This is a genomic window from Helicobacter sp. 13S00482-2 (assembly GCF_002272795.1).
Taxonomy (GTDB): Bacteria; Campylobacterota; Campylobacteria; order Campylobacterales; family Helicobacteraceae; genus Helicobacter_J.
On the sequence record NZ_MLAT01000006.1, the window covers coordinates 76,707 to 89,657 of the forward strand.

Here is a 12,951-nt window from a genome sequence, read left to right on the forward strand (position 1 = left end):
AAAAAAATATTCAATGATTATTTATATCCAACCTTATGAAATATACTCACCATTAATCAAGTATTTTATCTATATTGTTTCTTTTGGTAATGTTAAAACAAAAAAATATTCTAATAAATAAAAAATTTTTATTTATCTCTTTATTTTTTATATGATTTAATTGAATACTAAATCATAATTGGAGCAAAAATGTTACATAAAAAATTCAGTCTGATTTTTATATTTGGATGCGCCCTCTTTTTAAATGCAGAGCAAAATATTGGGGATTATGGGAAAAATCAATTTTTTTTGGGAGCAGAGGCAAATTTACTCAGTAGGACTGCGTTCACTCATCCTGCTACCATTGGATCAAATGACAAAATCAAAGGTCTTGAGAATGCCAATAATGGGATATATCCTCAAGATAGCTTTGCTTATACGAGTTTGAAGTTTTATGGTGATTACGATTACAATATCAATGACGAAAAAAAATTAAAAGTATCTTTGGGATATTTTGGTGGCGTAGCCTACACATATAATGGCGCTTATCCTTTGCCTGATGATATAAAAAAGAACAATCCTGAAGCCATCGAATTTCATCGTTTTTTATTTTATCGTGCTTTTATAGGATATGATGATCCTAATAATTTCCTTCGCATAGGGAGATTTATTGTAGAAGATGATGACTGGATAAAATCCACCGCACAAGGTGCACAGTATATCTATAGCGGGGATAATTTTTTAGTCAAATTGCTTGGGATTTCAGATCTAACAACCGCATTTGGTGCTTGGGTATGGGATTTTCAAAATAAAAGCATACCAAATGGTCTTTATCAAATAAGCTTGGAGTACCACACTCAAGATAAAAAAATCAAAGTACGACCCTATATTTATTCGGTTCCTGATTATTACACCATACCAGGTTTTTCACTAAAAATAAATGTAGGAGATAAAGACACCTTCTTATGGCAGACCTACATCACGGCTTCTTATGAGAAATTTCACCACAAAGCCCACTTTAGTGATACAAAACTTCTTTTCCCTTATGTGGATGTCGGTGAAGATGCTGGAAATATTTATATTCTTCAGAGTTTTAGTTTTTTAAAAAATTATCAAGTCCAATTGAGTTATTTTAAAAATTTTGGAAATTTCAATGCAATGCTTGGAACTTATGGAAATCCAGGAATGGTGGGAATCTATGACAATAGCTATTATGCAAACGTATGGCTGAGTGATTTTTTAGCTAAAGATTCTCAAAGTTTTCTGTTAAATACCACAACTACCGTATTAAAAAACACAGTTCTTGGGTTGTTTTACAGAGGAACGTGGTCTTACCGTAGTACTGAAAATACAGCTGGTATCTTGGCATCATATAATTGGACGCCTAATATAACACTAAAGGGAATCTTAGCATATTATTTAGATGAGACATTTGCAGGGTATAACTCTAGATTCTGGATACCCACCAAAGATGTTCCCATTCAAGCAAGAGGTCCAATCACAAAAACAGACACACCAAAAAACTTCGGGGACAGGAGTTATTTTATGTTCAACCTGATCGTGCGTTTATAGCTTTTTTATTGAGCGTTAATTTTTCTCACTACTAGCGATTGTTTTGAGATAACCATTCTCGCTCAGCATTATGTAGAGCTGACCCATCACTTCTTTCTTTGTTTCTTCATCAATATCTTGATTTTCTTCAATGCGTTGTTTTAAAATGCGTTCAATCTCTTTTGTATCATAATCCAAATCATCTAATACATCTAATATCGTCTGTGCTTCTAAAAGATTTTCTATTTCATAACCCTTATTCAAATCATCATCAAAAATCACACTCAATTCAGTTGGATGAGTGAATAGATTATGTCGCATTCCTAAAACCTCTTGATAAGCTCCTACGAGGAAAAATCCTAAAAAATATTCTTCTTTGGTCACATCTACATCGTGCAAAAACAATGGCTTGGAAGAATCAAACGCGATTTCTCCATCACTATCACAAGTAATATCCCATAAACTTGCACTTCTTGTTGGTCTGCGATTGAGCCTATCTAAAGGCATCACAGGGAAACTCTGACCTAAGCCCCAATAATCAGGTAAACTCTGAAAAAATGAACAATTTAAAAGATAGCGTTCTTGGACTTGTTCTTGAATACGAATAATGTCATTATGATTCTTATACTTAAGGAGTTTAATAACTTTTTTAATAATAAGATGGACAAGAACTTCAGTATTGCTCCTATCTTGCAAATCAATATAGCCTAAATCAAATAAAGTCAGTAAAGATTCCATATGATCAAAACTATCGTGCAAATATTCAATCGCATTTTTTTCGCTCATACTCTGATATAAATCTAGCATTTCAGCGATAAGAGGAGGATTCTTCTCTTTAAGTTTGAGAGCCTTTTCGTCATATTCTTGAGAAAATAACTCTAAAACAGGAGTTATTAACACAGCGTGATTAGCAGAAATATAACGTCCCGATTCAATATAGATATCAGGTTCGGGTTCTTTTTTATTTTTCACAATCTCTTTAAGCGAAAACACAACATCTCCGCTAAATTCACTTAGAGTATAATTTCGATTATTGCTTCCTTCATGCTGGGTATATTCTACTGCCAATCCTCCGCCAATATTCACACAAGTTAAACTAGTTGCTCCCATTTTCCTGAGCTCTGCATAAATATTCCCCGCTTCTCTAATAGCTTTTTTTAGAGGAGAAATATCACTGATCTGACTCCCAATATGAAAATGAATCATTGTGAATTTATGCAAAAGATTAGAATCTTCTAAAAGTTTAATAGCTTCCAAAAGCTCAGTACTTGTAAGTCCAAACTTGGAGTTAATTCCGCCACTTTTTGCCCAAATACCCGTGCCAGTACTATGAAGACGAATCCTTAGACCTATTTTTGGATAAGGTTCACCCATTTCTTTTGCAACTTCAATGATGGTTTCAAGTTCATTTAAACCCTCAATCGTAAGAGTGATGTCATGCCCCATATTGGCAGCCACAAAGCCTAAATTTATCATTTCTTTATCTTTGAAACCATTCACAGTGATAGGAGAACCTTTATTTGTATATGCCATTGCTACAATCAATTCAGACTTACTGCCAGCTTCTAATCCATAGCATTTATCTTGACTGCAAGTCACTAGAGGAAGTACAAAATTAGGCATCTGATTCACTTTGAGAGGAAAGACGGCTTTGAAATTTCCCTTGTATTTATATTCCTGAATAGAGCTTTCAAAAGTAGTGAATATTTTTTCGATTTGTTTTTGAATCAAATGTGGAAAACGGATCAAAAGAGGACCTTTGTAGCCTTTTTCTCTAACATCATTCACGATCTCAATAAGGGCGGGTTTATTTTTATGATTTACCTTCACCACTCCATCATCAATAATAAAATCATCATTTGACCAAAATTTGATCCCATAATCAACCATATTTTTTCCTCTAAGCTAGATATATTGGGTAAATTATAGCATTTATATTGAATTTTATAGCTCCTCTTAGTAAGCTGATATATAATTAGAAAATTTTATTTCTAAGGCTTAAAATGTTAGATCTAAACAATGAAACAAATATCAATTTTAATCACTCTATCTTGGAAAAAATATCGCTATTTTTAAGCCAAAGAGATATTGAACTTATTCTCACTGATAATGAAGGAATAAAAGAATTAAACTTAACGTATCGCTCTAAAGATAATGCAACAGATGTGTTGAGTTTCCCGTTTGATGATATGGGTATCATTGGCGGAAATTTACCATTAGGAAGCGTGGTTATCAATATAGAAATGGCGAAAAAAATAAGTGAGGAATTGGAGCATCCTTTAGAGTCGGAAATAGCTCTATTATTTATACACGGAAGTCTTCACCTTTTGGGTTATGATCATGAAAAAGACAATGGCGAACATAGGCTAAAAGAAAAAGAGTTGATGGGCTTATTTAACTTACCCAAAAGTCTTATTGATAGGAATGAATGCAAATAAGCTCAAAATCTCTGAAGTTTTCGTAAGTTTTTATCAAAGTGCATTAAAAGATAAAGGCACACACAATGACTTGCCTGAATTGTTTTTATGGTATGGGAAATTCAACGATTATCAATTTTCTCAGGATAGAGATCGTGATTTTTTAATCGATACTCTGCTATGTCTTGATATTTTGTGCCTATTATTCCATAATTCACATAAGGATCAATGCTGATGCCTCCTCTGGGAGTGAATTTCCCCCACACCTCTATGTATTTTGGACTCATAGCTTTGATAAGATCTTTAAGAATAATATTCATACAGTCTTCGTGAAAAGCTCCGTGATTGCGGAAACTAAAAAGATACAACTTCAAAGATTTTGACTCCACCATCTTTTTTGCTGGAATATAGCTGATATAAATACTAGCAAAATCTGGTTGAGAAGTGATGGGGCAAAGACTTGTAAATTCAGGACAATTAAACTTCACAAAATAATCATTTTCAGAATGTTTATTATCAAAAACTTCCAAAATATTTGGATTATAATCAAAATCATATTTTGTATTTTGATTTCCTAAAAGCGTTATATTATCCAAATGTTTTTTATCCATTTTTAGCTCCCACAAAATTTCTGAATTATACAAATTTTATAATAAAATATCTCTATGAAAATAACACCACTTGAGCATCAAAAACTCCAAAAAATAGGTTGCAAGGATCTACTTTCTTTTGCCATATACGTTCCCAAGAGTTATCTCAACACATGTTTGTTGGATTCTTTGGAAAATAACTCTATAGGGGCTGTGAGTGTTGAGATTCACTCTTTAGATTTTATCAGGGGTAAAAACATACTAAAAATCCAAGCCTTTATGCCAAAATTTGAAAAATTTCTAGAGATGGTGATTTTTAATGCAAAAAGCTTCCATAAAAATATTTTTTCTACAGGAAAAAGTCTCTATGTCTTAGGAAAAATCGAATATAGATTCAATAAATATACAATCGTTCAACCAAAAATCACTGACGAAGTGGGGAAGATTGTACCTATTTTTAAAAGCACTGCTTTAAAAAGCTCTGTTATTTCTGAACTTGCCCAAAAACTTATTATCCAGAAAAATCTAATAAATGAAGGAATTCCTAGCAATATTGCTAAAAAAATCGAGATACTTTTTCACCCTACAAAAGAATTCTTCAAAGAATATCAAAAAACCATCTCCCTCCCAACCCCATATATGAACGCACTTAAATGGGTAGAAATCTATAGTTATCTTAAGGATTTATCAAAAAAACGAAGATATTTTAATGCCAAATATATTTGTAAGGGAGAGTATCAAACTTTTATAAAATCCCTTCCCTTCTCTCTCACTCCCGCACAAAACCAAACCATAGAAACCATCGCAAAAGATTTAGCACAACCTATTGCTGCCAAGCGTTTGATTATGGGAGATGTGGGTTGTGGAAAAACAATAGTTATTTTAAGTGCTGTCATGATGGCTTATCCTCAAAAATCTGTATTGATGGCACCTACAACTATTCTAGCTAGACAGCTCTATGAAGAAGCCCAAAAATATCTCCCTGCAGAGATCAAAACAAAACTGATTACCACAGACACAAAGGATGTTGAAATACACAAGGATATTTTTGGAGAGCAAGTGCATTTTATCATTGGAACCCAAGCTCTACTTTACAGGGATTTCCAAACAGAGGATCTAGCCCTTGTGATGAGTGATGAACAACACCGATTTGGAACCAAACAACGCCATCAACTAGAAAAGAGTACTGAAGAAAAAACTTCTGAGCATACTAAAAAGCCTCACGTATTACAATTCTCTGCAACCCCAATCCCTAGAACAATGGCTATGTTAAACTCAAGCCTCATAGATGTGAGTTATATCAAAGATATCCCATTCAAAAAAGACATCACCACAAAAATTATTGATAAAAATGATTTTCCTTCACTAATCTCTCATATTCACTCAGAAATCAATGAAAATAGGCAAATCGCAATTGTTTATCCGCTAGTACAAGAGAGTGAAAGTTTTGATTATCTCTCACTCAAGGAAGGTATGATATTTTGGAAAAAACATTTCAAAAACGTGTATGTAACCTCTGGGCAAGATAAGGACAAAGAACAAATTTTACAAGATTTTAGAGATAATGGCAATATCTTACTAGCAACCACCCTAATAGAAGTAGGCATCTCGCTTCCAAAACTCTCTAGTATTGTGATTGTAGCACCAGAGAGGTTAGGACTTGCCACACTTCACCAATTGCGTGGAAGAGTTAGCAGAAACGGCTTAAAGGGATACTGTTTTTTATACACCAACACCAAGGATTCTCAAAGACTCAAAGATTTTTCAAAACATCTGAGCGGTTTTGACATCGCAGAACTCGACTTAAAATACCGAAATAGTGGGGATCTTTTGATGGGAGAGAGGCAAAGTGGAGCAGAATTTAAATTTTTTAATATGAGCACTGATGAGCAAATTTTATCTGAAGTAAAAGACCACATCCATCGCACAAGCCGTGTAGCAGGATCTAAATTTATTGACTGATAGCAAAAATACCTTTTATGTGATGATCTTTCCCACAAATATTTTCAATCTTCTCTTCATCTATGCTCACTTCAATACCATCATCAGCATGTTTAAATAAAATTTTCACATTATTACTCTTACTAAAAAAATAAAATTCATCCCCCTTTTGCTTTCCTTCTCCTTCAAAAATACAATCCCTACTCTCATAAGGCGTGATAAGAGAAAATGTTAAAACATATTTATTGTTTTCTAATTGATTTAATTGCATTTTTTCCCAAGAAGTATCAGTGAGGCTCATCATATACTTAACATTTAAAAAATTTGCTTTAGCAGATTCTTTGAGTTCGCTTTGACCTTCATCGCTACTTTGTTTATCTGAGCATCCTAATAAAAATATCCATGCTAATAGCAGCGCTAACAATATTTTTGAATTCAGCATTTTATTACTCTCCAAATATTCCAATTAATTTATCAATAATTTTTTTTGTTACCTCTTGGAGTGCCTTCACCTCATCAGCTTTGACTTCTTGTGTTTGTATCAAAAATCCATTCATCTTTTTTCCAGATTTGAGAACATTATAACTCAAAGCTATCTGAGCTACAGGCTTGGGTTCATCACGAATCTCTAATGAAAGCAAGGTGAGTTTTAAAATATTTCCTGGAAGTTGTGTCCCAAATGGAGGCAAATCAATTGAAACACAATGCTTAAAAGCTTCTTGAATAAATAAGTCTTTGAAAATATTTTTAGGAAAATCAATCCATTCCTTGCCTTGTAGATTCGATATTTTCCCATCATCACCATGGATGATAATTTTTTTACTATCATAAATACCTAGACTATCAATATCAATGAGTGCAATATTTTTATATGCCCTACAAGAATTAGGAAGAACTGTAGGATTAAAATCATAAGATTGGATGATTGGTAATTCTGATTTTATCTTTAAACTGATGCACCCTGCAAACAACAAGGGAAGTACAACAAGAAAAGAGGTGGTTGATTTTTTCATTTTTGGACTCCAAATAGTGTATTGTAGGGGTTAGAATCAAAATTATCTATCACTCCTGAACCTTTTTGGAAAAATTGATTCATGCTTTTTAGGCTTCTTTCAAGCTCTATGACAACAGGATTTAACATCTGTTTCACATCATATTCACCGCTTTCAAGCTTATGATTGATATTTGATAAAAGTAAATTAGAATTTTTTGAGAGTCTATTGATTTCATCTTTTGTTTGCACAAGAGTTTCAGATAGTGAATCCAAGGATTTGATGATGTTAGAAACACTTTTGATATTTTCAGTGTCGGTGAGATCTTTGATATTTTTAAGTACGCCAAGCAATTCCTTAGTCACCTCATCAGCTTGAGAGGCTATTTTCCCCATAAAATTTTGTTTGAAATTCAAAATATGCGGATCATCCTTACCTACAAATGAGGCATCATCACTCTGCTCCAAAGCCAAATATCCAAGACCTGCTAATCCCTCAGAATTTGGAGTTACGAAGGAATTTTTATGAATGGGAATATTAGATAAAAGATTAAGTCCTATTTTTACTGTTCCTAGTCTATCTTTATCAAAAGAAACACTACTCACACTTCCTATCGTGATTCCTTTATACTTTACAGGTGTATTTATAGTGATGCCAGAAATTTCATTATCTGTATAGACCTCATAGGCTTGATATTTATTATCATTTACCCCAATACGACCGATCCAAAATATAAAAATAACCATACACACAACTACGGCAAAAAATACGCTTCCAATGACCGTATAATTTATATTTCTTTCCAAAATTTATCTCCTCGTGTTGAGTTAAATAAGTTGTCTTCTGTCAGACCTTCTGTCCTGGCTTTAAAACTAAATTCTCTAAGATTTCCATCAAAATCAATATGACCATCTTTTAATAGTATAAATCTATCCACAGTATCAGCAATAGAATCTAAATCGTGCGTGATCATCACAATCGTCAAATTAAGCATTTCTTTTAGTTTCAAAATGAGTTCATCAAACTTCCCAGCACTCATTGGATCTAGACCACTTGTTGGCTCATCTAAAAATAAGATTTCAGGACCAATCGCCATTGCTCTAGCAAGTCCCACTCGTTTTTTCATCCCCCCACTGAGTTCATAAGGATATAAATCATACACCCTTTTGTTTAATCCTACCATTTCTAGCCATATCTTAGAAACCTCTTGAATTTCTTTTTTTGAATAAACGCTATATTCTTCAAGCATAATGCCTACATTTTCCAAAACGGTTAATGAACTATAAAGAGCTCCAAACTGAAAAAGTATGCCACAACGATTCAAAAATATTCTTCTTTTGTCTTCCTTGAGACTCCAAATGTCTTCACCAAAAATCTCAATCTTTCCAGACTTAGGATAATTCAATAATATCATAGTGCGAAGCAACGTGCTTTTACCACTACCACTCCCTCCTAATATGGCGAAGATCTCTCCTCTTTGGACTGCAAAACTAATGTTATTATGAATTATATGTTTTCCATAAGCAGTGTAGAGATTTTTAATGTCTATGATTGGTTTCATATGGCCAACTTTGTGAAGATAACTGAAAAGATTGCATTGATAAAGATGATCCAAAACAACGCATTCACAACACTCACGGTGGTTAATCTGCCAACCTCTTCTGTGTCCCCCTTCACCTCAAATCCCCTAAAACAACCTACCATCGCTATTGCCCAACCAAAAAATGGTGCCTTGATAATTCCAACCCAAAAATGATTCCAACCTACCGTGTCATAGAATCTATCAATATATTGTCCAAAACCAACACCCAATTGATATTTAATAGCCAACATTCCTCCAAATAATGCAAAGCCATCAGCCAAAAAGACCATTAAAGGCATTGCGATAACTAATGCTAAAACTCTAGGTAACACCAAAAACTCAAATACATTAAAATTCATTGTCTTCATCGCATCAAGCTCTTCGGTAATCTTCATTACTCCAATTTGTGCTGTAAAACTAGAGGCACTTCGCCCAGCAATCACTAGTGCAAGTATAAAAGGACCCATCTCTCGGAGCGAAAGCTTGGCTGTGGTTTCAACGCTCATCATTGGTACTCCCATACTCTGAAGTTGTATAGCTCCTTGTAATGTAATAGCAGACCCCACAATGAGTGCTGTTAAAATACTTACAGGCAATGCTTTAAAACCTGATTGATTGATATGATAAAAAAGTGGCGCGATGCGTATTCTTGATGGATGCAATATAGACTGGCAAAAAAAATAAAGCGTTATTCCTGTGAAATTAAAAAAATCTAATGTCTTGGTAAAAGCACCACAAATACTCTTCCCCAAAGACTCCATAGGAGTTAAAAATATTTTTGATGTCTTTTTTATGGTATTTTGGGAAGGATTTTTGCTTGATGCGTGTGTATCTAAGCGATTATTTTGAAGGATTTTTGGCAAAACTGCAGATATGGTCTCTAAAATTTTGCAAATCTTCTCAGAAGCATTGATGAAAGTTGTGTCTAGATTATAAAATCTTAGAATCCTGAACAATGAAACTGCGAACATAAAATCAAAATTTTCTGTATGCTCAAAATCAATTATCAACTCTTTTGAAGTATTTTTGATATTAGATCTTAAGGCATTGAGATATTTAGAGTGAGTTTGAAAGTTACAATTTCCATCAAGACAAATAATTAGTCTTTGAGAATCTTCCATAATTCTCAATGGCGATGAAAAGGATGTTTTGATATTTTGCATACTCGCATGTATATCTTGGGAGTGAATTTGAAAATCCCAGTCCCTATCAAGACAAACAATCAATTTTTGAGAATCTTTTAACATTCTCAAAGAGGTTTTTGACATTGTCCTTCCTTCGATATTTTTGCTAAGATTATAACAAAAAAAGTTGCATAAGCAACCATTCATTTAAGGGTCAAGAAATGAATAGAATTAAAAAAATTGCTGTGGTATTAGCTTTCTTTCATATTCTTGCATGTGCCCAAGAAACTCCAGATTTATCCAGTGATAAAGCAATGCAGATAACCAATCAAACAACAAAATATAAAAACGAAGGCTATGGAGTCACTCAAATCAGAGAAAAACAAACACTTATTCGTAAAAAAAGTGGAAAATACATTGGTGTGGGAATAGGAGTTTTTGAAATCAAAAAAAAATATGATCAAGAAATTCAGCAAGGTCTCCCTGCAATGTTGTCTTTAAAAACAGGCTCTCAAACATTTTTTAACAAAAATATAGGGATTCGAGGATTCTTTGGTTTGGATTTGGCAAGTGGATTTGCCAATTACAAATTAGAACCCGATCATAGCAACTCGTTTTTTGCTATGATTTCTCTAGGGATTGATGTGATAGCTGAATTTCCTCTCAATCAAAGCTACAAGCATTTTTTAGGAGCATTTGCTGGACTTGGTGGCGGTGCACTGATTTATGCAGATAACCAAAATTTTAAACTTATCAAAAATTCCATTTATGTTGCAGGCCTTATTATTGAAGCTGGAGTAACGCTTGATATTTTTGTGAAACATCGAATAGAATTGGGGATAAAAGTTCTTCCAACTTCAAAAAGCCTACTTAACAACGGAGATTTCCAAACAAGTCTGATGCCATATGTAATGTATAATTATAAATTCTAAATTTATTCTACCGTCACGCTTTTTGCTAAATTTCTAGGCATATCCACATCATTTCCTAGCTTAATGGCAACCTCTAGTGCCAAAAGTTGCAATGCCACCATCATAGAAAAAAACTCTTCCATATAATCTTGTGCAGGGTTAATATAAACCATATCATCAGCAGCTTGTACTTCTTGTGAACTGATAACACAAATCGTAGAATCCCTTGCACTAAGCTCCTCCACATTGCTTTTGATTTTTTCACTCAACAAATGTTGAGGCACCAAGGCAATAGTGAATAACAAAGAATCAGCCAATGCTATGGGCCCGTGTTTCATTTCTCCACTTGGATAGCCTTCTGCGTGCAAATAGCTAATTTCTTTGAGTTTTAATGCACCTTCTAGAGCCAAAGGATAAAATACATCTCTACCAATGAAGAAAAAGCCATGTCCGTGCAAATATCTCTTTGAAAGACGTTTTAATCTTTCATGAAGTTTAGGATCAACCTCTGTGGCCTTTATAGCTCGTACCATGGATTTGAACTGCTTTTGGAAACCTTCCTTATCAAGCAAGTTTTTTTGAGTTGCTATATACACCCCAAATATCCATAAAACCATCATTTGCGTGGCAAATGCTTTTGTAGAAGCCACACCTTTTTCAATCCCTGCACGAGTTAAAATCACTGCATCACTTTCACGCACAATCGAACTGTTATCAACATTGCAAATTGCTAAAGTTTTTAGACGATTTTCCTTAGCGAGTTTAAGTGCTTCTAGAGTATCTGCAGTTTCTCCACTTTGAGAAATAACAATAAAAAGTTCGGATTTTTTCATCACTGGATTTGCGTATCTAAATTCACTCGCCATCAATACATTGGTTCTGATTTTTGCAATTCTCTCTAAAAGATATTTTCCGCTCATAGCTGCGTGATAACTAGTTCCGCAGGCACAAATAGTAAGCTCATTGATGCCCTCAAGAAAATCCTCAGGAATAGATTCTAATACAACCCCTTCTTCATTTACCCTTCCCATCATCGTTTCAAGTAAAACCTTATGTTGTTCATAGATTTCTTTTTCCATAAAATACCTGAAACCATCTTTTTGTGCAAATGCTTTATTTTTCTCTAAAGATCTGATATTTTTTAAAGACTCAAAAGAATCAACATCCATATATCCCATATCTCCATCTTCAAGATAAACAACCTTATTAACATATCCCATCACACAAGCATCTGAGCTTCCAAAATATACTCCATCATCTCCTTTACCAATAACCAATGGTGATCCATTTTTGGCATAAAAAATCCTGCCAGGATATTTCACGCTGATAAGTAAAATCGCATAAGCTCCCTTGAGAGATTGAATAGTTTGTTTAAAAGCTTCAAGTCCATCTTCTGTATGTTTTAAAGATTCTTCAAATAAACGTACGACAACCTCCGTATCTGTTTGACTTAAAAAAGAATGTCCTTTTTGCTCAAGATCTTTTTTGATTTCTTGATAATTTTCTATGATTCCATTATGAACAATATTACTAAATTCAGCAATTTGGGGGTGAGCATTAGTTTCTGTGGGTTTTCCGTGTGTTGCCCAACGTGTATGTCCTATCCCCACACCAAATCCTTTGGAGAGAAAATCTGAACATTTATTTTCAAGATTGCAGATCTTTCCCACTGCTCTAAATGTTTTAAGCTCATCAGAACATAAAACGGCTATACCAGCACTATCATAACCTCTATATTCAAGCTCTTTGAGACCATTGATGAGTATTTCTTTTTTTTCGCTACTGCCGATATAGCCCACAATACCACACATTCAAAACCTCCAAAATTTCAATTTTTAGCATTTTACAATAAACTCATTTATTG

11 protein-coding genes and 1 pseudogene are annotated in these 12,951 nt (G+C 33.8%); 4 read left to right on the plus strand and 8 right to left on the minus strand.

Annotated features, from left to right (window positions below; genetic code table 11):
* Nucleotides 1-189: 189 nt before the first annotated feature.
* The gene (locus BKH42_RS04450) at nt 190-1,551 is read left to right on the plus strand and encodes an outer membrane family protein (protein ID WP_095295317.1); all 1,362 of its coding nucleotides are present in this window, start codon (nt 190-192) and stop codon (nt 1,549-1,551) included.
* 15 nt (nt 1,552-1,566) lie between these two features.
* Here the strand turns inward: BKH42_RS04450 and speA are convergent, their stop codons facing one another.
* Nucleotides 1,567-3,420, minus strand: coding sequence for an arginine decarboxylase (gene speA, locus BKH42_RS04455; RefSeq protein ID WP_095295319.1), 1,854 nt, complete (start codon nt 3,418-3,420; stop codon nt 1,567-1,569).
* 113 nt (nt 3,421-3,533) lie between these two features.
* Here speA and ybeY point away from each other — a divergent pair, with 113 nt between their 5' ends.
* A complete protein-coding gene (ybeY, locus tag BKH42_RS04460; protein ID WP_095295321.1) occupies nt 3,534-3,968 on the plus strand; it encodes an rRNA maturation RNase YbeY in 435 nt (144 codons plus the stop codon).
* A 101-nt stretch (nt 3,969-4,069) separates the two neighbouring features.
* On the opposite strand, the gene queF is transcribed toward ybeY, so the two are convergent.
* Nucleotides 4,070-4,558 carry a preQ(1) synthase gene (gene queF, locus BKH42_RS04465; RefSeq protein ID WP_095295323.1) on the minus strand — a complete coding sequence of 163 codons (489 nt, stop codon included), beginning with the start codon at nt 4,556-4,558 and terminating at the stop codon, nt 4,070-4,072.
* 54 nt (nt 4,559-4,612) lie between these two features.
* Here queF and recG point away from each other — a divergent pair, with 54 nt between their 5' ends.
* A complete protein-coding gene (gene recG / locus BKH42_RS04470; RefSeq protein WP_095295325.1) occupies nt 4,613-6,499 on the plus strand; it encodes an ATP-dependent DNA helicase RecG in 1,887 nt (628 codons plus the stop codon).
* Here recG and BKH42_RS04475 read toward each other — a convergent pair.
* The 5 genes and pseudogenes from BKH42_RS04475 to BKH42_RS04495 form a co-directional block, all read right to left on the minus strand.
* On the minus strand, nt 6,489-6,920 hold the full coding sequence (locus BKH42_RS04475) for a hypothetical protein (protein WP_095295327.1): 432 nt from the start codon (nt 6,918-6,920) through the stop codon (nt 6,489-6,491). The genes recG and BKH42_RS04475 overlap by 11 nt on opposite strands.
* Nucleotides 6,921-6,924: 4 nt before the next feature.
* The gene (locus tag BKH42_RS04480; RefSeq protein WP_095295329.1) at nt 6,925-7,491 is read right to left on the minus strand and encodes a hypothetical protein; all 567 of its coding nucleotides are present in this window, start codon (nt 7,489-7,491) and stop codon (nt 6,925-6,927) included.
* A complete protein-coding gene (locus BKH42_RS04485; protein WP_095295331.1) occupies nt 7,488-8,276 on the minus strand; it encodes an MlaD family protein in 789 nt (262 codons plus the stop codon). Before BKH42_RS04485 ends, BKH42_RS04480 begins: the two co-directional genes overlap by 4 nt.
* Nucleotides 8,261-9,031: an ATP-binding cassette domain-containing protein gene (locus BKH42_RS04490; RefSeq protein ID WP_095295333.1), complete on the minus strand. Its 771-nt coding sequence runs from the start codon at nt 9,029-9,031 to the stop codon at nt 8,261-8,263. The genes BKH42_RS04485 and BKH42_RS04490 overlap by 16 nt, the downstream gene beginning before the upstream one ends.
* Nucleotides 9,028-9,804 (minus strand): annotated as a pseudogene (locus BKH42_RS04495) (MlaE family lipid ABC transporter permease subunit); the annotation flags it as partial. The pseudogene BKH42_RS04495 and the gene BKH42_RS04490, both read right to left, overlap by 4 nt.
* A gap of 593 nt (nt 9,805-10,397) precedes the next feature.
* On the opposite strand from BKH42_RS04495, the gene BKH42_RS04500 reads away from it, so the two are divergent.
* Complete coding sequence (locus tag BKH42_RS04500; RefSeq protein WP_095295335.1) at nt 10,398-11,108, plus strand: outer membrane beta-barrel protein; 711 nt, start codon at nt 10,398-10,400, stop codon at nt 11,106-11,108.
* 2 nt (nt 11,109-11,110) lie between these two features.
* Here the strand turns inward: BKH42_RS04500 and glmS are convergent, their stop codons facing one another.
* Nucleotides 11,111-12,898: a glutamine--fructose-6-phosphate transaminase (isomerizing) gene (gene glmS, locus BKH42_RS04505; RefSeq protein WP_095295337.1), complete on the minus strand. Its 1,788-nt coding sequence runs from the start codon at nt 12,896-12,898 to the stop codon at nt 11,111-11,113.
* Nucleotides 12,899-12,951 lie beyond the last annotated feature (53 nt).